Here is a 22,530-nt window from a genome sequence, read left to right on the forward strand (position 1 = left end):
CCTACGCGCTTCGCGCGCCCCCTCAAGGGGGCGAGCCCGCAGGACCGGCAAAGCCGGATCCTCGGGCTCCGCTCAATCGGGGCGTGTTGTGCGGACGGCTATGCCCTGTCGGCGTAGCCGTCAGGAACAGACGATGGCGCCAGTGCTGACCAGTTCGTGGAACAGCGCCATCAGCGCGCGGCCGGACATCGCATAGGGGTCCAGCCTGGTGCTGGCCGAATACTTCAGCACCAGGGCCGGGTTCAGCCGCGACAGGTTGACCTGACCCATGGCCCAGCCGGCGAAATGGCGCTCGCCGATCTCCTCGTAGCTCAGGATGATCTCGTCGCGATGGCGGGCGTCGTCGATGATGGCCTTGTAGCGCGCGTTCACCGCGTCGCGGGCGCCCTCCAGTACCTGGATGAACATGCCATCGCTGTAGCACAGCAGGCCGGTCAGGCCGGTCTCATGGTTGTGCTCGCGCGCGGACTTCAGGATGGCACTCAACTCGGCCTCGCTCATGGCATGGGCGGCGCGGCTGGCGTAGAGCAGGCGGACTAGCATGCGGGACCTCGCTTATTTCTTCGACAGCAGGGACAGGAACTCGCGGCGCAGATTCGCGTCCTTCAGGAAGGCACCGCGCATCACGCTGTTGGTCATCATCGAATCGCCGTCCTTGACGCCGCGCCAGTGCATGCAGAAATGGTCGGCCTCCATCACGATGGCCAGGCCGTCGGGCTGCACGCGTTCCTGCAGCTCATTGGCCAGCATCGTCACGGCCTCCTCCTGGATCTGCGGGCGGCTCATGATCCAGTCGGTCAGGCGCGCGTACTTCGACAGGCCGATCAGATTCGAATGCTCGTTGGGCAGCAGGCCGATCCAGACCCGGCCCATGATCGGGCAGAGGTGGTGCGAGCAGGCGCTGCGCACCGTGATCGGGCCGACGATCATCAGCTCGTTCAGGCGTTCGGCATTGGGGAACTCGGTGACCGCCGGCGCCGCGCCGTAGCGGCCCTTGAAGATTTCGCGCAGATACATCTTGGCCACGCGCTTGGCGGTTTCCTGGGTGTTGTGGTCGCTCTCGGTGTCGATCACCAGCGCGCGCAACACCTCTTGCATCTTGGCCTCCACCTCGGCCTGCAACTCGTCCAGCTCGCCGTCCTCGATGAAGGCCGAGATATTGTCGTTGGCGTGATGGCGGCAGCCGGCGCTGGTCAGGCGGTAGCGGATGCGTTCGGAGGCCGGCGCCTCGGCCGAAGGCTTGCCGTTGTTCTTCGTCATAGCTGTCTCGGAATGGTATGCCGGGCATTGTGTACGCATTGCAAATTCCCCACCATGCGCCGGACCACTGCGGGTCTGCCCCTACACTCGGGCGCGTGTCCGCCCCAGCCCATCCCTCCCAACCCCTGAGCCGCCTGCTGCTGCAGGTGGCCGATGCCCTGCAGTCCGTGCGTGACGGCAGGTCGCTGACCGAGGTGCTGGCGCGCTGCCCGGCCGAGCTGCGGCCCGGTACCCAGGCCCTGTCCTTCCATGTGCTGCGCCAGCTGGGCGGGGCGCAGGCCGCGCGCGCCGTGCTGGCGCCGAAGAGCCCGCCGCCGCGGGTCGACAGCCTGCTGACCAGCGCCCTGGCCCTGCTGTGGCCCGGCCCGGGCGAGCCGCCCTATGCCGAGCACACGGTGGTGGACCAGGCGGTCGAGGCGGCCCGCAAGCGCGCGCCGGCCAGCGCCGGCTTCGTCAATGCCGTGCTGCGGCGCTTCCTGCGCGAGCGCGAGGCCGTCGTCCAGGTCGCCCAGCGCGACCCGCAGGGGGCCTTCAACCATCCGCCCTGGTGGATCGAGCGGGTGCGGCAGGACTGGCCGGGCGAGTGGCAGGCGGTGCTGCAGGCCAACAATGAGCATCCGCCGATGACCCTGCGCGTCAATGCGCGCCTGGGCTCGGTACAGGCCTATCTCGAACGCCTGGCGGCGCTGGGCATCGCGGCGCGCCCGGTCGGCGCGCTGGCACCGCAGGCCCTGGTGCTGGAGCGTGCCGTGCCGGTGACGGTCCTGCCGGGCTTTGCCCAGGGCGCCGCCTCGGTGCAGGACGCGGCCGCCCAACTGGCCGGGCCGCTGGTGGTGGGAGCCCAGCAAGGCCTGGCCCCGTTGCCGGAGCTGCCGCCGGGCGCCCGCGTGCTGGACGCCTGCGCCGCGCCGGGCGGCAAGACCGCCCATCTGCTGGAGCTGCAGGAACTGGAGCTGCTGGCGCTGGACGCCGACGCCGGCCGCCTGGCCAGGGTGCAGGACAACCTGAACCGCCTGGGCCTGAAGGCCGCGCTGAAGGCCGCCGACGCGCGCGACACGGCGGCCTGGTGGGATGGCCGGCCCTTCGACGCCATCCTGCTGGATGCGCCCTGCAGCGCCTCCGGCATCGTGCGCCGCCATCCGGACGTGCGCTGGCTGCGCCGCCCGGGCGACATCGGCAACCTGGCCCAGATCCAGGCCCAGCTGCTGGATGCGCTGTGGCCCACCCTGAAGCCCGGCGGGCGCCTGGTCTATGCCACCTGCTCGATCTTCAAGGCCGAGGGGCAGGCCCAGGTCGATGCGTTTTTGCAACGCCGTCCCGATGCCCGCCTGCTGCCGGTGCAGGGCTTCACGGGTCATCTGCTGCCCCTGGCCGACAATGGATCAAGGCCGGGCGCGGCAACCTCGGTGGTCGATGGTTTCTTCTACGCCCTGCTGATAAAGAACTAACCCCTTGGTCCTGCTGCGTCTGCCCTTCCTCCTGCTGTTTGCACTGTTGCTGGCCCTGCTGGCACCGGCCGCGCCGGCGCGTGCCGAGGGCGTCGAGCTGACCCATCTCGGCACCGAGCGGCTCGATGACGGCCTGGCGCTGAACTTCAGCACCCGCTTCGAGCTGCCGCGCGCGGTGGAGGACGCGCTGATGAAGGGGGTGCCCATCTATTTCGTGGCCGAGGCCCAGCTGCTGCGCTCGCGCTGGTACTGGCGCGACGAGCGTGTCGCCCGGGTGTCGCGCAGCTGGCGTCTGGCCTGGCAGCCGCTGACCCGGCAGTACCGCGTCAGCACCGGCGGTCTGCACCAGGGCTATGCCGGCCTCGCCGAGGCGCTGGCCTCGCTGCGCGGCATGGCGGGCTGGCGGCTGGCGGAGGCCAGGGAACTGGACGAGGACAGCCGCTACTACCTGGAGTTCGGCTACCGGCTCGACACCAGCCAGCTGCCGCGGCCGATGCAGATCGGCCTGGGCTCGCCGCAGGGCTGGGCCCTGAGCGTCGAGCGCACGCTGAACCTGAACGCGGACCTGACGAGCAAGCCATGACCCGTGCGGCGCGCTGGGCCTGGTTGGTCTCGCTGGTGGCCGTGACCGGCGCCTGCGGCGTGCTCGCCTTCCTGCTGTCGATCGGCGCGACCACGCCGCGCGGCTTCTTCGAGCGCCACTACGTCTGGCTGTTCTGGCTCAACGTGGCGGTGGCCGTGGTGCTGGTGCTGGTGATCGGCGTGGCGGCGGTGCGCCTGCTCTTGCGCGTGCGCGCCGCCAAGTTCGGCAGCCGCCTGCTGCTCAAGCTGGCCGGCATCTTCGCGCTGGTGGGCGTGGTGCCGGGCGTGCTGATCTACACCGTGTCCTACCAGTTCGTGAACCGCAGCATCGACAGCTGGTTCGATGTGCGCCTGGCCAGCGCGCTGGACGCCGGCCTGAACCTCGGCCGCGGCACGCTGGACGGCCTGGTCAACGACCTGTCGCTGAAGGCGCGCGACGCGGCCGAGCGCCTCGGCGAGGCCAGCGGCGGCAACGTCGCTCAGCCGGTGCCGCTGCTGGCGCTGGAGCGGCTGCGCGAGCAGCTGGCGGTGCGCACCGTCGCCCTGGTGGGCAGCGGCGGACAGATCCTGATGGCCGTGGGCGGCGACACCAGCGCGCTGACCCCCGACCGCCCCAACGCGGCGATGCTGCGCCAGGCCCGGGCCGCCGGCGCGATGAGCCAGCTGGAGGGCCTGGAGGACGAGGCCCTGGCCCTGCAGGGGCAGGCGCGCATCCGCGCGCTGGCGCGGCTGCCCGCCAGCGACATGAGCCTGGGCAGCAGCGACCGCTACCTGATGCTGGTGCAGCGCGTGCCCGGCCAGGTGCTGGCCAATGCGCTGGCGGTGCAGACCGCGAGCAGCGAATACCAGCAGCGGGCGCTGGAGCGCGACGGCCTGCGCCGCATGTACCTCGGTACCCTGACCCTGGTGCTGATCCTGGCCCTGTTCGCCGCGATGCTGCTGGCCGTGGCCCTGAGCAACCAGCTGGCGCACCCGCTGCTGATGTTGGCCGACGGCGTGCGCCAGGTGGCGCGCGGCGACCTGTCCGCCAAGCCGGCGCTGGCCTCGCGCGACGAACTGGGCGGCCTGACCCGCAGCTTCGCCGAGATGACCGACCAGCTGGCCGACGCGCGTGCCCAGGTGGAGCGCAGCGTGGCCCAGCTGGAGGATGCGCGCAGCAATCTGCAGACCATCCTGGACAACCTGACCGCCGGCGTGATCGTGTTCGACGCCCGGGGCCTGATCGATACCGTCAACCCCGGCGCCACCCGCATCCTGCGCCTGCCGCTGTCGGCCTACCGCGGCCGCCGGCTGGAGGATCTGGAGCCGCTGCAGGGCTTTGCCCAGTCGGTCTGGCAGCGCTTCGAACAGCTGGGCGACAGCCCCGAGGCCGGCGAGCGCGGCACCTGGCAGGACGCCTTCGAGCTGCAGCTGGCGCCGGGCCAGGACACCCTGACCCTGCTGGTGCGCGGCGCCCAGTTGCCGCCGCATGGCCGGCTGCTGGTGTTCGACGACATCTCCGAGGTGGTCTCGGCCCAGCGCTCGGCCGCCTGGAGCGAGGTGGCGCGCCGCCTGGCCCACGAGATCAAGAACCCGCTGACCCCGATCCAGCTCTCCGCCGAGCGCCTGCAGCACAAGCTCGAGGCCAAGCTGGAAGGCAGCGACCAGGCCATGCTGGTGCGCTCGGTGGCCACCATCGTCAACCAGGTGCAGGCGATGAAGCAGCTGGTCAACGAGTTTCGCGACTACGCCCGTCTGCCCTCGGCCCAGCTGAGCGCGCTGGACCTGAACGCGCTGGTCGGCGAGGTGCTGATGCTCTATGCCCAGGCGCAGGAGAGTGGGCGCCTGCGCGCCGAGCTGGCGAGCGAGCCGCCGCTGATCCTGGGCGACCCTTCGCAGCTGCGCCAGGTGGTGCACAACCTGGTGCAGAACGCGCTCGACGCCGTCAGCGAGCAGCCCGAGGGTCAGGTGCTGTTGCGCACCCAGAAGGCGTTCAACGACGTCGGCGAGCTGCGCGGCCTGCGCCTGCAAGTGATAGACAATGGCCCCGGTTTTGCCGAGAAGGTGCTGAAACGCGCTTTTGAGCCTTATGTCACGACCAAGAGCAAGGGCACGGGGCTGGGCCTGGCGGTGGTGAAGAAAATCGCCGACGAGCATGGCGCGCGCATCCGTCTGACCAATCTACATTTGCACGGCGACGAGGCCCAGGCGCTGATTGGCGCTCAAGTTTCGTTATCATTTTCAAAACTCGCGACTGCAACGGGCCCGGCCGATACCGGCGTGAGACACAGGGCCGCGTGAACAGCAGGCATACATGGCAACCATTCTTGTAGTTGACGACGAGCTGGGCATCCGCGCCCTGCTGTCCGAGATCCTCACCGACGAGGGTCACACCATCGAACTCGCCGAGAACGCCGCGCAGGCCCGCGCGGTGCGCGAGCGCATGCGGCCCGACCTCGTGCTGCTGGACATCTGGATGCCCGATGTCGACGGCATCACCCTGCTCAAGGAATGGGGCAGCGGCGGCCAGCTCTCGATGCCCGTGATCATGATGAGCGGGCACGGCACCATCGACACCGCCGTGGAAGCCACCAAGTTCGGCGCCATCGCCTTTCTTGAAAAGCCCATCACGCTGCAGAAGCTGCTGCGCGCCGTCGAGCAGGCCCTGGTGAAGACCGCACCGCGCCCGGCGCCGGTGCAGGGCGTGGTCAGCAGCTATGCCCGCGCGGAGGTGAACAGCAGCGGCGGCCCGGTGCACATCACGCCCAGCCTCGGCGCGCCGGCGCTGACCGCGCTGCCTGTTTCGGCGGGCCTGGCCTCGGAGCAGATGTTCGAACTCGACCGTCCGCTGCGCGAGGCGCGCGATGCCTTCGAGAAATGCTACTTCGAGTTCCACCTCGCCAAGGAAAGCGGCTCGATGACCCGTGTGGCCGAGAAAACCGGCCTGGAGCGCACCCATCTGTACCGCAAGCTCAAGCAGCTCGGTGTCGACCTGACGCGTAACAAGCGGGGTGGCGGGCTCTAATTCTTGTGCTATAGTCGCGGTCTTCGCTGATTCGGCATCCGTCGAAACCGCGAAGAAAAAAAGCAAGAACAGATCAAGGCCAAGTAGCTCAGTTGGTAGAGCAGCGGATTGAAAATCCGCGTGTCGGTGGTTCGATTCCGCCCTTGGCCACCAAGAATATGTAATGAAATCAACGGGTTGCACCAAACGGCGCAACCCGTTTTTCGTTGACTGTCAACGAAGTGTCAACGGCCAACTTGCAGTCTCTGCGACTCCGGGCGAGCGGGACTTCGCGAATGGCCCCTCCAGCGCCATATCGAGGAATTGCCATTGCCACCGGCGGCGGCACCTAGCTCGACTACGCAGTCGAGACAATGGACACGAGAACTCTGAGAGGCTTCCGCGGCCCTGCCGCCTTTACCCACCAACCAAAGGGCGGGGGGGCGGTGTGTCGATTCCCGCGCTGATAAAATCTAAGCTCTACAAAGTTCGGTTGACTATGGCTCTCGACACTGTTGCAAAGCGCCGGTACGCGGTGGAGCAGGCCCAGGCCAGCAGCCGCATCGAAGGGCATGTGCATACGGCTGAGAGTTTGGCCGATGCTGAGCGCTACATCCGTGGCGAAATGACCCCTGCTGACATGCGAGCCGCCAGCCTAGCGCGTGCGCTAAGGGACGATCGCCGGGCGGACGACGCTGCACACGGACGGAGGGGCCAGCGCGCACGCTGAAGAACTCCCGGAAGAACAACGCGGTCCGATGCGCACTCTGACCAACGACCGCCTAGATGGCTTGAATTCGTCACCCGTTACGTAATGCTGAACGGGCATCCGAACGCCTGGAGGGGCGAAAATCCTTAGGCGGTTTTCGCCGCCACTGGAACTGCCGCCAACGGAGTCGCGATGGCTTGCTCCGCTCGGATGCGAAGCGCGCGGCCATAGCGGCGCATTCCATCCCAATCAGCGATCGGCTTCCCGTGTTCGCCCAGGATCGCCGGCACCATGACCTTGGTCCTGCGCATGCGCCCCATCGAGATGCCGTATCCCCACGAGAACTTCTCCGCGGCCTTGCGGAGCGTGGTCACCAGGACCATGCCGTTGTCGCGGTCGAGCTCAGGGTGCCTCAGGATGAGGAAGTTCTGCGCGTTGTAGAAGGGGCTCGGCTGGTAGAAGATGCTCTGCGTCTTGAGCGTCATCGTGATGCAGTTACCTTCCTCGCGCGGGATGTCTTGGTCAGCTACGATTTGCGCGACGCTGTTCGACGAGCGGGTCTGGCTTAGATAGAGGTTCCGCCCGACGCCACGTTGAAGGTTGACCTTGTCCCGCCAGGCGGCCGACGACTTGAAGCTCATGAACACATCTTCAATGAACATCGGCGCGAAGGTGAGCGTCGGCAACTCGACCTCATCCGTCGGCTCGACCGATCGCACCGCACGGATGCGCTCCTTGGTGGCGTCCAGCAGCGACTTGCCCAGGCGTTCGAGACCAGCCCAGTCCACTGCAAATTCGCCATCCGGGCCGGCAATCACAGGGGCCACGATCTTTTGGCGGCCCAGGCGCTCCAATGTGAGCTTGTAGCCGAAGTTGAATTTGTGGACGCACTGCTGCGTGAGCATGCTCGCGATTAATAAAAGAGACGCCTCGGAGGCCATCGGAGAAAGCGGCTCCAAGGCGATCACATCATCCGACGCGCTGAAGGGCGCCGGCTGATACCTCGCTTGGCCTGTGCCCCCGTCGCCGTTGTAGATGAGCGTTACCCAGCCGCCCGGAAAGAGAACTGGCGTGTCGGCGAAATCGGTGATGCTGTTGTTCATCCGCGAGGCGCCCACGAACGGCGTCGTCCCAGGCCTGCGAGCGCTCGCAATCAGACGCCTGCCCTTGTGAGCACGGAAAATGCCGTCATGCTCGCCTTCGATGGCGACGACGTAGATCGGCGCGAATGTCAGTTCGTCGTAGGCGCTCATCCTTCGATCTCTCCGTCGAGGTCGATGTCCTCATCCAGGTCGACGGCGGTCTCGAACGACGCTTTGAGGTCCGCCTCTCCCTGGTGGGAGATTAGGGCTCCGTAACCGTGGGCGTGCATATCCACTTGCCATGCCAGATAGTCCGCGACGGTCTTCTCGAAGTTCTTCAGCGTCGGCGGAATCTCGTTGAAGTAGAAGTACGAATGCTGCCACTCGTCCTGGGCATTGGCCTCGGAGCGAACGATGAACTCGGACCCCTCTTGCGCATCACCTCTCAGCACCTCCAGCAGACGCTTGCGGCGCGACGCCGCAGTGCCATCGTCCGTGAGCCCACGGTGAATCAGGACCTTGTAGCCGTCGTTCTTGAAGTCCACGAACTTGACAATGGCATTTGGTGAGTGCGGCCTGCCAGCGGTGAACAGGACGATGCACGTATGCGTTCCCACGTCCGAGTCCGCGAACGTGGAGTCATTCAAAGTAATCACGGCGTCCAGCGTATGGTTGCGCATGATCGAGACCTTGCGCGCTTTGTCATCCGCCGTCTTTCCGACCATCGCCGATTGCGGGACGACCGCGGCCATTCGACCGCCCGGATTCAGGAATGAGAGCGCCCTCTCGATGAACGACAGCTCGGAGAGGTGGCGGGTGGATGCGTCCTTCGCCTGCCCATAGGGCGGGTTCAGAAGCACCTTGGTGAAACCGTGCCCGGCTTTCCACTTGCCGTTCGGGAGCGGCGTGTCGCCGCGCATCTCGTGCACCAGGTCGTCAAAGATCGAGTTGCGGCGGAAGTTTGCCTTCCCATCGCCGCGCAGGATCATGTTCGTGGTGCCAATGGCGAAGAGCTTGTCTTGGAGCTCGATACCATGGAGCCGGTTCTTGCGGATGTCGTCCTTAACCGTCTCGTCGCCTTTCGCGTCGATGAACATCCGGTGCATCGCCGCGATCAAGAACGAGGCGGTCCCAGCCGCTGGGTCCAACACCCAGTCGCCCGCCCCCACGTCGATCAGCTCGGCCATCAGGGTCGTGATGTGCTCGGGCGTCAGAACAATGCCAAGCGTGCTTCCGTCTCCGCCGCCGTAGGAGATGAACTCGTGATAGAAATTCCCGAGCACGTCGAACGACAGCATCTCTGGGTTGTTAACCACGTTCTGCACGTCGCTCTGCAAAATCTGGGCGAAGTAGCGGAGCGGGGACATGCCCAATTCGCTGTGCTTTTGGTTCAGAGACGGAGCGGTCCTGATGAAGCTGAACTGGTCCAGCAATGTCCCGATCTTTTGCTGGGGCCCGAACCCTTTGGAGACCATGTAGTCGTGGGCGGCCTGGTAGATCTTGGCGCCGTCCCAATCGTTCGGCAGCTTTTCGTCGGCAACGTGCGTGAGGCTGGCGATTGAGAAGCCAGGTTTTTCGAGGGCGAGCAAGATCGCCGACACGAGCGGGGCTTTGCGATGGCTCTCGATGGCCGCGTAGTTGCGCATCCCCTCGTGCAGGCGCGAGGCGGCCAACTTGACCGTCTCGACGCGAACCTCGGCTTTGGGCCTGTTTCCAAGCACGGCGACCGAGTGGTATTCGGAAATCGCGTCTTCCGAGAACACGTCCAGGTTGGCGAGATCGTCGAGGATCTTGGTCTGCCCAGGTGACAGGTAGGCGACCGCGATCTCGTGATGCCGCTCATCGCCTCCGATGCCGACCGCGAAGATCCCCTTGTCGTAGGGCACTCCGTTTCGGAGCATCGTCGTCGCGTAATGGACGGCGCCGTTGAAGGCGAACGATTCCCGGTAGGGATGGGCGAGGATGATTTCGCCAGTCACCTTGTCGAGATACCGAGTGAAGCGCGAGTGCTTCTTGTCCTCGACGACGACGATGAATCCGTCGGCCTCGAAAACGAACTCAGGCTTGCCCTCGCCAGTGCCTGCAGCCGACTTGGAACCTCCCGCAAGCGCCTTGCGCTTCCACCTGGGCCCGCCGTCCTGTTCGAACGGCTTGGTGATGCCGATGTCCCGCAGCAGATCGCGCACGAACTGATCCGTGCCCTTCTCATTCCTGTTTTCGTTGAAGGCGGCCCACACGATCGCCTTCTTCGCAGCGACCGTTGGAACAGCCGCTGGCTTCTTCGTCGCGACCGCTGGCGTCGCCGCGTTCGCCACCTTCTTGGCTGCGACCTTCTTGGTCGCGACCGGCGCTGCCGTTGCCTTCTTCGCCGCCGCCTTCTTCGCTGCCAATGTCTTCACCAGCGCCGCCTTCGGCGCGACCTTCTTGGTCGCCGGCGCCGTCTTCTTGCTGACCATGCAGCTTCCCCTTTTGTTGTCTTTTGAATGCTGTTGTCCGACGAAAGCGAGCGCCAGGGTCGGTCGTTCCAAGGGGCTATCCCGCGGAGCGCTTCAGTATATTCATGACCCTGAGGGATGGCCTCAGTTTAGGGTGGACCGCTGGAAGCACCCCCCAGCGGCGCAGGAGGTTCGCGTTGACCCTCCGGACCATCGCCACCGCCGCCCATGCAGGCCGCGACAGCATTGGCTTGAACTCGTTACCGTGCGTGCAGCGCCGACGGCGAAGGCCCTCAGGACTTGATGCGGCGGTCGAGCTCCGCCTGGGCGAAAAACGCGCTGGCCAACTTCAGAATCTCATTGGCCTTGCGCAGTTCGCGGTTCTCTCGCTCCAGTTCCTTGATGCGCTGTGCCTCCGCGGTGCTGACGCCATCACGCTGGCCGGCATCGACCTCGTGCTGCTTCACCCAGGTGTGCAAGGTCTGCGGCACGCAGCCGATCTTGTCGGCGATAGATTCGATGGCCGCCCATTGCGACGGATGCTCTGCCCGGTGCTCCAGCACCATGCGCACGGCGCGCTCACGAACCTCAGGCGAAAACTTCGGGGACTTCTTCATGGCTCCATTCTCCAGAGTTGGAGCCTCCTCGAAACCCGGGGCGATTCATAGGTGAAGTCCGAGACCCAGAGCTGGTTGGGCCGCTCGGCCTTGAACTGCCGATTGACCCGGTCCAGCGGGCATGGCGCTTTGGTGTCTGGCGTCGTGGTGCGCACCTGTTTGCCTCGATGCACACCTTGCAGCCCCTGCTGGCGCATGAGCCGCTCGACGGTGCAGCGCGCCACCTGGATGCCCTCGCGGTTGAGCTGCTGCCAGACCTTGTCGGCCCCGTAGACCTGCTTGTTGGCCTGCCAGACGCGCTGGACGTGCGGCACCAGGCTCGCATCGCGCTGAGCGCGTCGCGAGCGCAAGGCCGGGCAACGCTTGCGCGCGGCGTGGCGCCAATACGCCGATGCCCGAGGAACGCCGCGCCGCGCTGATGCCCTATACGCGCTGGCATGTCGGGAACGCCGCGGCGGTCGGCGGCATCCGGTATGCCCAATCGATGGCGCGGCTCGCGGCCGCGGCCTCCGCCTGGCTGAAATGGCAGTCGGGCGTCGATGTGCTGCTGACGCCGACCAGTGCCGCACCGGCCCTGCCCAGCGGCGCGCTGCGGCTCGATGACGGCTGGGCGTCGAGCGAGGCGATGTTGCGCTGGAGCGCCTTCACGCCCTGGGCGAACTTCTGCGGCGCGCCGGCCATCAGCCTGCCGGTGCACGAGACCGCGGCGGGCGTGCCGGTCGGCGTGCAGCTGATGGCGATGCCCGGCCAGGATGAGCTCCTGCTGGGCATCGCCGGTGAGCTCGAGCAGGTGTTCGCATGGCAGCAGCGCCATCCGCCGGTCTGGTCCTGCTAGGGGCGGTGCGTTGAGCGGCTACCGGCCGCCTGCGTGCGTTTTGCGTTTGGCGGGTTTGCGGCGGATGAGGGCCCTCGAGTGGTTCGCTCTGCGACAGCCCCGCGTATTTCACTACCCGGGGCCTTTCTACAAGCTCGGCGCGTGTCTACAAAGCGACTCCGGGCGCTTCAATGAGTGGGTTTCGACATCGATTGCCGGATCTGCGCAAGGCTCACGACGTTCTCCCTGCCGGCCCGGTCGGCTGCGCCGCCCGCTGGTCCCAAGCCCGGTGCGCCGCGCCACAGCGTAAGCACGGGGATGAGCGGCAGCAGGTCAGAGGAAGCGGAGGAAGAAGTAGCCTCGGCACGGCCCGCGTTGCAGGAACGAACGAACGGATGGATGGATGGATGGAAGTGCCGCTCCGGACCACAAGGGATGCGCATGCCGGTAAGGCCGGAGCGGCCAGGCACCGCATGGTCGCGAGGGCCGTGGGCGCTTACCGGACGCCGCCCGGCGCCGCGGCGCCCGCTGCGATTGACAAGCCCGCCCGGCGACCGCTCCAATGCGGCGCCATCCCCACAGCCACAGGAGGTCGTCGTTGCCGGTCCGAGGGTTTGTTGATGTCGTTGCCGCCCTGGCGTCGGCGCTGCTGTTGACGCTCGGCGGCGCCGGCCCGGCGCGGGCGAACGAGGCGGTGCGCCCCTTGCGCATGGCCTATGCCGATAACCTGCCGCCGCTGGCCTACCAGGAACAGGGGCGCATGCGCGGGGCCTGGGTCGCGGTGATGGACGAGCTGGCGCGGCGTCTGCAGCTGAGCGTGGAGCATCAGGGCTACCCCTGGGCGCGTGCGCAGCTGATGGTGAGCATCGGCGAGGCCGACGGCATGCTGACCTCGGCCAACCCCGAACGCCTGGGCTACGCGCTGGCCGGCGGCGAGAGCGTGCTGGAGAACAGCACCCGGATCTTCGTGCACAAGAGCAATGCCCGGCTCGACGAACTGGCCGCGGTGCGGCAGGTCGACGAGCTGCGCAAGTTCCGCCTGGTCAGCTATCTGGGCAACGGCTGGCTGACGACGCATTTGCCGGATGCGCGCGTGCGCTGGCTGCGCACGCTGGACGACGCGGTGCGCGCCGCCGCGCTGGAAGAGAACGTCGTGCTGGTGGAGGGCGAGCGCCTGTTGTGGCCGGTGCTGCGCCGGCGCCGGCTGGAGGACGAGTTCATCACGGTCGGCCCGCTGCTGGAGCAGACCGCCACGCGCCTGCTGATCGGCCGCAAATCACCCTACGCGGCGCGTCTGGCCGATTTCGATCGGGCCCTGGCCGCGATGCGGCGCGACGGTACGCTCAAGCAGATCCTGGCCGCGAACGGCGTCGACTGAGCGTGCCGGGCGGCCCGCCCCGCACGGATTTACCAGCTGCCGGTGTTGGGCATCGAGGCCCAGGGCTCGGCCGGCGCCAGCGCCGGGCCGTCCTGCAGCAGCTCCACCGAGATGTTGTCGGGCGAGCGTACGAAGGCCATGCGGCCGTCGCGCGGCGGGCGCAGGATGGTGACGCCATGCTCGGTCAGGCGCTGGCAGGCGGCGTAGATGTCGGGCGTGGCAAAGGCCAGGTGGCCGAAGTTGCGGCCGCCGGCGTAGGCCTCGGCCTTGCCGTCGGCATCGGGCCAGTTGTAGGTCAGCTCGACCTGGGGCTGGTACTTGCCGGCCGCGTCGCCGGGGGCGGCCAGATAGACCAGGGTGAAGCGGCCGGCCTCGTGCTCGCTGCGGCGCATCTCGACCAGGCCCAGCGCGTCGCGGTAGAACTTCATCGAGGCGTCGAGGTTCTCGACGCGCACCATCGTGTGCAGGTATTTCATGACAGAACGGTTATCTTGCGGGTGGGCCGCAATTGTCGCCGCTGCCCCGGCCGAGTGCCGATCGGCGCCGATGGCCACCGGCCCCGCTGGCCTCAGCGCGCGGTCGCCGCCGGGCGCCGGCCGATGCTGACGCGGTTGCGGCCCTCGTCCTTGGCGGCATAGAGCGCCTCGTCGGCCCGGCACAGCAGGGCATCGACCGTGTCCATCTCCGGCACCAGCTCGGCGCAGCCGATGCTGACCGTCACCGCGGCCGGCAGCTGCAGCTCGGCGATCGCGCCGCGCAGCCGTTCGGCCAGCTGCCGGGCCTGGGCCAGATCGGTGTCCGGCAGCAGCAGCGCGAACTCTTCGCCGCCGATGCGCGCGGCCAGGTCGGTCTCGCGCAGGCCGGCGCGGCAGCATTGCGCCACCTCGCGCAGCACCGTGTCGCCGAGCTGGTGGCCGCCCCGATCGTTGATGCGCTTAAAGTGATCGACATCCAGCGCCAGCAGGGCCAGCGGCCGGCCGCCGGCACGGCTCTCGGCCAGCGCGGTCTCGGCGGCGCGGAAGAACTGGCGCCGGTTCGGCAGCGCGGTGAGCGCGTCGGTGCGGGCCAGCTTGTCGGTCTCGGCCAGCAGGTGCTGGTTCACCGCCAGGGTCCGGTGCAGCTCGCTCTCGGTGTCGTAGAGCCGGCGGTTCAGGCGCTGGAGCACCCAGGCCGCCACGGTGCAGGCGAAGGCCCAGACCAGATGGAAGAACAGCACGCGCTGTACCGTCGGCCCGTCCAGCCCCAGCTGCGGCAGCAGCAGGGCCGTGGTCAGCACGGTGACGGCGCCGCAGACGGCGGTCAGGGCGAGGCCGGCCATCGCGATTACCAGGCCGACCAGGTAGAGCAGGGAGGTGGCGATGATGAAGGCCGGGCGCTCCAGCAGCTGGCCGTCGATCACGCAGGTGAAGCCGACCCCGACCAGGGTGTAGATCGGGTAGGACCAGTGCATCGGCAGGCGCCGGCCCGGCTTGAAGCTCAACGCGCCGAGGCCGGCCCAGAACAGCAGATAGGCCAGGCGCCAATGCAGCACCGTGGCGGCGGCCGGTTCGATCAGCAGGTCGCCCAGCAGGTAGAGCAGCGGGATCAGCCCGCCGATCGCGTAGACGAAACGCAGCACCGGCCAGGAACGCCGGGCCAGCCAGTCCTCGAAGGCGGGCACGCAGGGGCTGGCGGCGGTGGACTGGGGGGGCACGAAGGGAGCGGCTTGACAGCAGGGGCCTGGACGGCCCCGATTGTCAGGCCAGTCAGGCCTGCGCCCTCAGCCCAGCACGCCCTCGGCCCGCAACACCGTGATATCGGCCGCGTCATAGCCGAGTTCGGCGAGCAGGGCGTCGCCATGCTCGCCCAGGCGCGGCGCGCCGCGGCGCAGCGGCAGGCGCTGGCCGTCCAGGCTCAGCGGCAGCAGCGGCACGCGGCTCTCCCGCCCGTCGGGCAGGGTGACCGGCGCCAGCCCGCCGGTGGCGAGCAGATGCGGGTCGTCCATCAGCTGCTCGGGCTTGGTGATCGGCGCGAAGGGCAGGCCCTGGGCCTCGAAGACGGCGCCGATCTCGGCGGCCGGCCGCTCGGCCAGGCGCGCGCGCAGGGCCGGAATCAGCGTGGCGCGGGCCTGGACGCGCTGGTTGTTGCTGGCCAGGCCCGCGTCGGCCGCCAGGTCGGCGAAGCCGAAGGCCGCGCAGAACAGCGCCCATTGCGTGTCGCTGACCACGGCCAGGAAGATCTGTTCTCCGTCCCTCACCGTGAACACGTCGTAGATGCCCCAGGCCGAGATGCGTTCGGGCATCGGCGCGGCCGGCCTGCCGGTGATCGCGTACTGCATCATGTGCTGGGCCACCAGGAAGACATTGTTCTCGAACAAGGCCGACTGCACCTGCTGGCCGCGGCCGCTGGCGTGGCGCTGCTGCAGCGCCGCCAGCACGCCGATCGCGCCGAACATGCCGCCCATGATGTCGTTGACGCTGGAGCCGGCGCGCAGCGGGTCGCCCGGCCGGCCGGTCATATAGGCCAGGCCGCCCATCATCTGCACCACCTCGTCCAGCGCGGTGCGGTGCTCGTAGGGCCCGGGCAGGAAGCCCTTGTGCGAGACATAGATCAGGCGCGGGTTCAGCGCGGCGAGGGCCGCGTAGCCCAGGCCCAGCTTGTCCATCGTCCCGCCCTTGAAGTTCTCGCTGAACACGTCGGCGCCGTGCAGCAGCTTCAGCACGATCTCCAGGCCCTTGGGATGCTTGATGTCCAGCGCCAGGCTCTTCTTGTTGCGGTTGAAGAGGGGATAGAAGCCGGCGCCCGAGCCCAGCAGCCGGCGCGTGTTGTCGCCGGCCAGCGGCTCGACCTTGATGACCTCGGCGCCCAGGTCGGCCAGCACCATGCCGCAGGTGGGGCCCATCACCATATGGGTGAACTCGACCACGCGGATTCCAGCCAGGGGCAGGTCTTGCTTCATCTCGTCGTTGCTCATGCCTTGAATCCCCTGGGCAGTCCCGCCTCGGCCAGCATGCCGTAGACGGCCTCGCCGGGCAGCCCCTCGCGCAGCGGCGCGCGCGCGGCCAGCAGTTGCTCGATATCGATGCCGGTGCGCACGCCCATGGCCTCGAACATGAAGACCAGATCCTCGGTCACCACATTGCCCGAGGCGCCCGGCGCATAGGGGCAGCCGCCCAGGCCGCCGAGCGAGGCGTCGAAGGTGCGCACGCCCACGTCATGAGCCGCCAGGCAGTTGGCCAGCCCCAGGCCGCGGGTGTTGTGCATGTGCGCGGCACCGGCGCGCGCGCCCAGCTCGGCGCGCAGGCGCGTGAACAGGCGCCGCACCTGGGCCGGGTTGGCCATGCCGGCGGTGTCCGACAGGCCCACCTCGTCGGCCCCGGCCTCGGCGCAGGCCAGGGCCAGGCGGATCACCGCGTCCTCATCGACGCGACCCTGCAGGGTGCAGCCGAAGGCGGTGGACAGGCCGACCTCGACGCCCATCTCGGGCGCCTGCGCGTCGCGCAGCGCGGCGACGGCACGCAGCTCCTCCACCATCGCGGCCGGCGTCTTGCGCACATTGGCCAGCGAATGCGCCTCGCTGGCCGAGATCGGCAGGCTGATCTTGTGCGCGCCGGCGGCGATCGCCGCCGCGGCGCCGCGCAGGTTCGGCACCAGGGCCATCACGCGCAGCCCCGGCAGGGTCAGGGCATGGGCGACGATCTCGGCCACGTCGGCCATCTGCGGCAGCAGCTTCGCCGGCACGAAGGAGCCGACCTCGATCTCGCGCAGGCCGGCGGCATGCAGGGCCGCGATCCAGCGCTGCTTGGCGGCGGTGGGCATCACCGCGGCCACGCTCTGCAGGCCGTCGCGCGGGCCGACCTCGCTGATCAGGACGTCTTCGCTTGACATGTTCTATCTAATGGAACAAAGTTCTAAAAAGTATCGTGCCTATCCGAGACCCCGTCAACCATGTCCCCTCGCCATGCCTAGGAAAGCCGCCACCCCCTCGCTCGCCGAAACCCAGGCCGCGCCCGGTGGCGTCGGCGCGGTCGACAAGGCGCTGAGCCTGCTGAATGCCTATCAAGCCGGCGACGCCGCGCTGAGCCTGGCCGAGCTTGCCGAGCGCACGCGGCTCTACAAGAGCACGGCGCTGCGCCTGATCGCCTCGCTGGAGCATGCGCGGCTGCTGCAGCGCCGCGCCGACGGCCAGTATGCGCTGGGTCCGGCGCTGGCGCGGTTGCATGGGCTGTATGCCGCGAGCTTCTCGCTGGAGGCCGAGGTGCTGCCGGTGCTGCAGGCGCTGGTGGCGCGCACGCGCGAGAGCGCGGCCCTGCATGTGCGCCAGGGCGAGCAGCGCCTGTGCCTGTATCGCGTCGATTCGCCCCAGCCGCTGCGCGACCATCTGCGCGCCGGCGATCTGCTGCCGCTGGAGCAGGGCGCCGGCGGGCGCGTGCTGCTGGCCTTCGGCGGCGCGCGCGGCAAGGCCCATGAGCAGATCCGCGCGCAGGGCTATGCGGAGCTGGACGGCGACCGGGTCGAGGGTCTGGCCGGTATCGCCGCGCCGGTGTTCAAGGCCGGCGGCGAGCTGGTCGGCGCGCTGACCCTGAGCCTGCCCAGCGGCCGGCTCAAGCCGCAGCTGGCGGCCGAGGTGCGGCGCGCCGCCCGGGATCTGAGCCACCGGCTCGGCGCCGAGGGCTAAAGCTACCAGGCCCGGGCCGGCAACGATTGCTCTCAAGATGCAGCAATCGGTGACGAGGGATGCCTCCTCGGCATCCTGCGGTCAGGCTTGCTTACATGTGCAGGCCCCGGTGCGGCTATCCTGCCGCATGAAGTTGCTACTCTTGCTGTGCGCCTTGGCGATGCCGGTGATCGCCTGGCTGTCCCAGCGCGGCCTGTTCGGCCCGACCCAGGCCGCCCTGTCCGATCGCTATCCCACCCTGCTGGCCGCGGCCGGCTATGCCTTCTCGATCTGGGGGCTGGTCTTCGCGCTCCACCTGCTGCTGGGCCTGCGTCAGCTCTGGCAGCAGCGCGCGGGCGAGAGCCTGCGGCTGGCCCGGCCCAGCATCGCGGCCGGCTTCGCGCTCACCGCGGCCTGGATGATGGTGTTCCCGATGCAGTACTTCATGCTGACGCTGGCCTTCGGCTGGGGCGCGCTGGCCTGCCTGCTGCATGCGGCCCTGCTGATGATGCGCGAACGCGAGGCCTGGGGCTTTCGCGCCGCGCTGAACCTGCATGCCGGCTGGCTGTCGCTGGCGGTCATCCTGAACACCGCCCAGATCATCGTGGCCTACGAGCTGTTCAATATCGAGCGCATGCTGCCCTGGAGCCTGCTGCTGTGGGGCCTCGCGGCCCTGCTGCTGCTGCTGCTGAACCGCCTGCTGCGCGGCCACTGGGCCTATGTGGCCGCGGCGCTGTGGGGGCTGCTGGGCGTGCAGGTGCAGCAGTCGCGCAGCGCGCTGGCCGGTGCCGAGGTCTCGGCCGCGCTGGCGCTGGGCCTGGCCGCGCTGTTGGTGCTGCAGACCCTGTGGCTGTGGTGGCGGGGCCGGCGCGGCCGGCGCCTGCGCCGCGGCGGCGAGATCACGCTGGTGAACCTGCGCTAGCAAAGGCGGTCAACGCTGAAGGGCGTCGACCGTGTCCGTCAAGCGCACCGTCCGCTGGGCCAGCAGGCGCAGCAGGAGGCTGTCGAGTGCGCGTGCCAGCATCGGCTCCTGGTCGACCAGGTTCTGCCATGTCCTGCGGTCGAGCACGCGCACGACGCTGTCGACGTCGGCCAGCACATCGGCGCTGCGCCGGCGCTGGAGCACGAAGCCGATCTCGCCGATCAGCGCGCCGGCGCACATCGATTCCAGGCGCAGCGGTGGCTGGTCGGAGCTGCGCGCCAGGCAGGCGGTGAGTCGGCCGGTCTCGACGATGAACAGCGCGTCGGGCGCGTCGCCCTGCCGCAGCAGCGTCTCGCCGGCGGCAAGCCAGCGGCGGCTGGTGTGCGCGAGCAGGCGGTCGACAGCCACGGCATCCGGCAGCATGGCCAGCAACTGGGCGCGCAGCGAAGCGGCATCGTCCGGATCCGAGGCGCCGGCCAGTGCGCCGAGCAGCTCCTGTTCGCACCACTCGATGGCGTGGTCCAGGTCCGCAAAGGTGGGCGGTGGCGCGCCGTCGGCGACCTGCTGCCATTGCCGTGCCAGCTGCGGCCGCAGCCCTGCCAGCACCAGCTCGGCGCCAAGCCCGGCGGCCCGACGGCGCAGCTTGGCAAAGCAGGTGAACGCCGTCGAGTCGAGGCCGGACACATGCTCGAAGTCGAGCACAACAAAGCGCGTGCGCGGCGTGATCCGTCGACCCAGGCGCTCGGCCAGCGCGCTGGCGCTGCCGAAGAAGACAAAGCCCTGCAGCTTGAAGGCCAGCAGCCGGTCGGCCTCTTGCTGCAGCAGCAGGTGCTGACGCGCACCGCGCTGCACCCGGCTGTGCACGCTATGGCCGTCGAGGGCGTGCCGGACGACATCGATGCGGCTGTAGTTGACGACAAACAGCGTGGTGGCGGCGAGCAGGCCGAACGCGACACCCCAGAGAAAATTGGTGGCGACGATGACCGCGAATATCGCCAGCATCACGGCATAGTCGCCGCGCGCCATGCCCCGCCGCGCCTGCAGCAGCCATTCCTGCAGCAGCGACAGCCCGATGCACACGAGCAGCCCGCCGATGACGAAGCGCGGCACGGCGGCGATCGCCGTCGCGCCGAGCAGGGCCGTTGCCAGCAGCAGCAAGGCCACCAGCATGCCGGGCAACCGGCGCCCGCCGGTCAGCGCATGGCCGATGCTGGTGGCGCTGATCGCGGTGTAGCCGATCAGGCCGCCAGCCGCGGCGCAGGCGATGTTGGCCATGCCGTGCACGCGCAGCTCATGGTCGGTCGAGAGGTCGCGCTGGACGACGAGTTCGAGGGCGCTGGTGCTCAGCATCAGCGCCAGCGCCCCGATCAGCATGGCTGGCACCGTCGTCGGCAATGCCGCAACGAGCGCGCCCCAATCCACCGCCATGAGCGACTGGGGGGCCAGCGGCGAGTGCCATTGCAACTGCTCCGGGAACGGGCCGAGCAACCAGCCGGCCTCGGCCAGTTCCTGCGCCGAGCGGCCGAGCCCGAAGCCCATGAGGGCATAGAACAGGAGGGCAGCCAGCCCGCCGATCACCACCAGGAGCGCCGCATGGCGCCCAAGCTGGATGGCGACGAGCATGGCAATGCCCAGTGCCAGGGCCGGCAGCCAGCGCAAGACGGCACCAGGCTCCAGCAGCGGCCATCCGAAGCCGGTCCGCGCGGCCACGCCGAGCCCGCCCATCACCAGCAGCCAGCCCGTGCCCGCGAGGAAGCCCCCGATGACCGGGACCGGCAGGTAGCGCACCAGCGCGCCCAGGCCGAAACTACCGAGCAGCAGGCACAGGCCACCGAATGCCAAGGTCACCAGCAGCAGCAGCGTCGACAGCGTCGCCGCACGCACTTCGGGCGTGGCCAAGGGCAGCGCCGCCGCGGCGGCGGCGCTGCCGAGCGCGAGGATCACGCCCGAGCCGTCCTGGGTCGTGCCTATCGTGCCACCCCAGGCGCTCAGCAGGCTGAGCACCGCGACCAGCAGCGCCACGCCGACCAGCATGCCGCCCAGCGCCCGTGGCAGCAGCGCCGCCAGCGGCCCGGCGTAGACCATGGCCGCGATCGATAGCGTCATGATGCAGACGAGCAGGTACAGGATCAGTGCCGCGGCCAGGCCGCCCAGCAGCCGTCGTGGAGCGAACTCCGCGGCCAGGCGTACCCGCCAGGACATCGGTGCGCTATCCGCCGTCGCGGTGCTAGACACGGCGCGCGACGGCCGGGGCCGGCATCTTCCCTGTGGCTGCACCTGCGTGGCCGATGCGGACCCCTGACCGGAAGAGAAAGGCTGGCAGCATGACTTGTACGCGTGAGCCCGGCCGATGAGGCGGGCCGCGGCGGTAGAAGTGGCGGGCGGTCGGATCCTACCTGCAGATATGTCCGCCGGCGAAGATTTTCATGCCGGGGCCGAGGTCACGGCAGGCGCCGCTCAGGCCGCCGGCCGCGCCGGGGTATTCAGCCCGCGCTGCACCGCCGGCCGCGCCAGGAAGGCCTGCAGCACGCGCTGCACCTGCGGGAATTCCTGGTAAGCCACCAGCTCGCCGGCACCGTAGAAGCCCACCAGATTGTTGACCCAGGGGAAGACCGCGATATCGGCGATCGTGTAGTCCGCGCCCATCAGCCAGGCGCGCCCGGCGAGGCGCTGCTCCAGCACCGCGAGCAGGCGCTTGGCCTCGGCCACATAGCGGTCGCGCGGGCGCTTGTCCTCGAAGTCCTTGCCGGCGAATTTGTGGAAGAAGCCCAGCTGGCCGAACATCGGTCCGATGCCGCCCATCTGGAACATCAGCCATTGGATCGTCTCGTAGCGCAGGGCCGGGTCTTGCGGCAAGAACCGGCCCGCCTTCTCGGCCAGATAGACCAGGATGGCGCCCGACTCGAACAGCGCCAGCGGCCTGCCGCCCGGCCCTTGCGGGTCGAGGATGGCGGGGATCTTGTTGTTCGGGTTCAGCGACAGGAACTCGGGCGAGAGCTGGTCGTCGCGGCCGAAGTCCACCAGATGCGGCTCGTAGGGCAGGCCCAGCTCCTCCAGCAGGATCGAGACCTTGACGCCGTTGGGCGTGGGCAGCGAATAGAGTTGCAGGCGCTCGGGATGGCGGGCGGGCCATTTCTGCGTGATGGCAAAGGCGGAGAGAGGGTTCATGAGGTCTTTCTGGATCGGTGACGCGGATTCTTACCGCGGGCCTTTGGCCTTGCCCGCGTGGGCTCATTGCGGCGCGCCGCCGGCCGGCGCGGGCGGATCAGGCGGCGGGCGCCCGGCCGGCACGCCGGACCAGCAGGTGCAGGCCGGCGCCGATCAGGCCCAGCGTCAGCAGACCCAGGCCCCAGACCACCCAGGCCAGAGGCAGCAGCCAGCCCAGCGCCGAACCCAGCCAGGGCGCGATCTGCGCTGCCAGCGTCAGCAGAGTCTGCAGCCCGGCGCGCAGCGCCGCGGCCCAGGCCGGGTCGATCCAGGGCTCCAGCCAGATCGGCAGCGGCCATTGCTCGATGCCGCGGCCCAGGGCCTCGGTGCGCTGGGCATCGCCGAACTGCTCGACGCTGAACTGCAACAGCTCGATCCACACCCAGGACAGGCCGCTCCAGCAGACGGCCATCATGCCGACGCAAATCCAGATCAGGGTCTTCATGGCGCGCACCAT

Annotated in this window: 20 protein-coding genes, 1 tRNA gene and 2 pseudogenes; 10 read left to right on the forward strand and 13 right to left on the reverse strand. The window is 68.7% G+C overall.

Annotation, left to right across the window (positions count from 1 at the left end):
* Positions 1-120: 120 nt before the first annotated feature.
* Complete coding sequence (locus tag AC07OQ_RS10935) at positions 121-543, reverse strand: BLUF domain-containing protein (protein WP_495053154.1); 423 nt, start codon at positions 541-543, stop codon at positions 121-123.
* Positions 544-555: 12 nt separating this feature from the next.
* A complete protein-coding gene (folE, locus tag AC07OQ_RS10940) occupies positions 556-1,260 on the reverse strand; it encodes a GTP cyclohydrolase I (protein ID WP_495053155.1) in 705 nt (234 codons plus the stop codon).
* Between the two features lie 95 nt (positions 1,261-1,355).
* On the opposite strand from folE, the gene rsmB reads away from it, so the two are divergent.
* From rsmB to AC07OQ_RS10970, 6 genes are all read left to right on the forward strand, one after another.
* The gene (rsmB, locus tag AC07OQ_RS10945) at positions 1,356-2,708 is read left to right on the forward strand and encodes a 16S rRNA (cytosine(967)-C(5))-methyltransferase RsmB (protein WP_495053156.1); all 1,353 of its coding nucleotides are present in this window, start codon (positions 1,356-1,358) and stop codon (positions 2,706-2,708) included.
* 4 nt (positions 2,709-2,712) lie between these two features.
* Positions 2,713-3,291 carry a DUF4390 domain-containing protein gene (locus tag AC07OQ_RS10950; protein WP_495053157.1) on the forward strand — a complete coding sequence of 193 codons (579 nt, stop codon included), beginning with the start codon at positions 2,713-2,715 and terminating at the stop codon, positions 3,289-3,291.
* Positions 3,288-5,570 carry a sensor histidine kinase gene (locus AC07OQ_RS10955; protein ID WP_495053158.1) on the forward strand — a complete coding sequence of 761 codons (2,283 nt, stop codon included), beginning with the start codon at positions 3,288-3,290 and terminating at the stop codon, positions 5,568-5,570. Before AC07OQ_RS10950 ends, AC07OQ_RS10955 begins: the two co-directional genes overlap by 4 nt.
* A gap of 13 nt (positions 5,571-5,583) precedes the next feature.
* Positions 5,584-6,294 (forward strand): response regulator, encoded by a 711-nt coding sequence (locus AC07OQ_RS10960; protein WP_495053159.1) that lies wholly within the window; start codon positions 5,584-5,586, stop codon positions 6,292-6,294.
* Between the two features lie 77 nt (positions 6,295-6,371).
* A tRNA-Phe gene (locus AC07OQ_RS10965) sits at positions 6,372-6,447 on the forward strand.
* 325 nt (positions 6,448-6,772) lie between these two features.
* Positions 6,773-7,003, forward strand: a complete 231-nt coding sequence (locus AC07OQ_RS10970; RefSeq protein ID WP_495053160.1) for an antitoxin VbhA family protein — start codon at positions 6,773-6,775, stop codon at positions 7,001-7,003.
* A 125-nt stretch (positions 7,004-7,128) separates the two neighbouring features.
* On the opposite strand, the gene AC07OQ_RS10975 is transcribed toward AC07OQ_RS10970, so the two are convergent.
* From AC07OQ_RS10975 to AC07OQ_RS10990, 4 genes and pseudogenes are all read right to left on the reverse strand, one after another.
* Positions 7,129-8,235 carry a restriction endonuclease subunit S gene (locus AC07OQ_RS10975; RefSeq protein ID WP_495053161.1) on the reverse strand — a complete coding sequence of 369 codons (1,107 nt, stop codon included), beginning with the start codon at positions 8,233-8,235 and terminating at the stop codon, positions 7,129-7,131.
* Positions 8,232-10,520: an HsdM family class I SAM-dependent methyltransferase gene (locus AC07OQ_RS10980; protein WP_495053162.1), complete on the reverse strand. Its 2,289-nt coding sequence runs from the start codon at positions 10,518-10,520 to the stop codon at positions 8,232-8,234. The genes AC07OQ_RS10975 and AC07OQ_RS10980 overlap by 4 nt, the downstream gene beginning before the upstream one ends.
* A 264-nt stretch (positions 10,521-10,784) precedes the next feature.
* A pseudogene (locus AC07OQ_RS10985) lies at positions 10,785-11,116 on the reverse strand (transposase); the annotation flags it as partial.
* A gap of 41 nt (positions 11,117-11,157) precedes the next feature.
* A pseudogene (locus AC07OQ_RS10990) lies at positions 11,158-11,508 on the reverse strand (IS3 family transposase); the annotation flags it as partial.
* Between AC07OQ_RS10990 and AC07OQ_RS10995 the strand changes: the two are divergent.
* The gene (locus AC07OQ_RS10995) at positions 11,508-11,951 is read left to right on the forward strand and encodes an amidase family protein (protein ID WP_495053163.1); all 444 of its coding nucleotides are present in this window, start codon (positions 11,508-11,510) and stop codon (positions 11,949-11,951) included. The pseudogene AC07OQ_RS10990 and the gene AC07OQ_RS10995 overlap by 1 nt on opposite strands.
* 577 nt (positions 11,952-12,528) lie before the next feature.
* Positions 12,529-13,308: a substrate-binding periplasmic protein gene (locus AC07OQ_RS11000; protein ID WP_495053164.1), complete on the forward strand. Its 780-nt coding sequence runs from the start codon at positions 12,529-12,531 to the stop codon at positions 13,306-13,308.
* A gap of 29 nt (positions 13,309-13,337) precedes the next feature.
* On the opposite strand, the gene AC07OQ_RS11005 is transcribed toward AC07OQ_RS11000, so the two are convergent.
* The 4 genes from AC07OQ_RS11005 to AC07OQ_RS11020 form a co-directional block, all read right to left on the reverse strand.
* Positions 13,338-13,784, reverse strand: coding sequence for a VOC family protein (locus AC07OQ_RS11005; RefSeq protein WP_495053165.1), 447 nt, complete (start codon positions 13,782-13,784; stop codon positions 13,338-13,340).
* A 92-nt stretch (positions 13,785-13,876) separates the two neighbouring features.
* Positions 13,877-15,001, reverse strand: a complete 1,125-nt coding sequence (locus AC07OQ_RS11010) for a GGDEF domain-containing protein (RefSeq protein WP_495053166.1) — start codon at positions 14,999-15,001, stop codon at positions 13,877-13,879.
* A gap of 66 nt (positions 15,002-15,067) precedes the next feature.
* The gene (locus AC07OQ_RS11015; protein ID WP_495053167.1) at positions 15,068-16,261 is read right to left on the reverse strand and encodes a CaiB/BaiF CoA transferase family protein; all 1,194 of its coding nucleotides are present in this window, start codon (positions 16,259-16,261) and stop codon (positions 15,068-15,070) included.
* Positions 16,258-17,175 (reverse strand): hydroxymethylglutaryl-CoA lyase, encoded by a 918-nt coding sequence (locus tag AC07OQ_RS11020; RefSeq protein ID WP_495053168.1) that lies wholly within the window; start codon positions 17,173-17,175, stop codon positions 16,258-16,260. Before AC07OQ_RS11020 ends, AC07OQ_RS11015 begins: the two co-directional genes overlap by 4 nt.
* A gap of 73 nt (positions 17,176-17,248) precedes the next feature.
* On the opposite strand from AC07OQ_RS11020, the gene AC07OQ_RS11025 reads away from it, so the two are divergent.
* Entirely contained in the window at positions 17,249-17,965 is a 717-nt protein-coding gene (locus AC07OQ_RS11025; RefSeq protein ID WP_495053169.1) for an IclR family transcriptional regulator, read from the forward strand.
* Positions 17,966-18,092: 127 nt separating this feature from the next.
* The gene (locus AC07OQ_RS11030) at positions 18,093-18,866 is read left to right on the forward strand and encodes a TspO-related membrane protein (RefSeq protein ID WP_495053170.1); all 774 of its coding nucleotides are present in this window, start codon (positions 18,093-18,095) and stop codon (positions 18,864-18,866) included.
* A gap of 9 nt (positions 18,867-18,875) precedes the next feature.
* Here AC07OQ_RS11030 and AC07OQ_RS11035 read toward each other — a convergent pair whose 3' ends face one another.
* The 3 genes from AC07OQ_RS11035 to AC07OQ_RS11045 form a co-directional block, all read right to left on the reverse strand.
* Positions 18,876-21,068 carry an SLC26A/SulP transporter family protein gene (locus AC07OQ_RS11035; RefSeq protein WP_495053171.1) on the reverse strand — a complete coding sequence of 731 codons (2,193 nt, stop codon included), beginning with the start codon at positions 21,066-21,068 and terminating at the stop codon, positions 18,876-18,878.
* 255 nt (positions 21,069-21,323) lie between these two features.
* Complete coding sequence (locus AC07OQ_RS11040; protein ID WP_495053172.1) at positions 21,324-22,034, reverse strand: glutathione S-transferase N-terminal domain-containing protein; 711 nt, start codon at positions 22,032-22,034, stop codon at positions 21,324-21,326.
* A 97-nt stretch (positions 22,035-22,131) separates the two neighbouring features.
* Entirely contained in the window at positions 22,132-22,518 is a 387-nt protein-coding gene (locus tag AC07OQ_RS11045; RefSeq protein WP_495053173.1) for a hypothetical protein, read from the reverse strand.
* Positions 22,519-22,530: the final 12 nt, after the last annotated feature.

The organism is Roseateles sp. GW821-FHT09B06 (genome assembly GCF_059418245.1).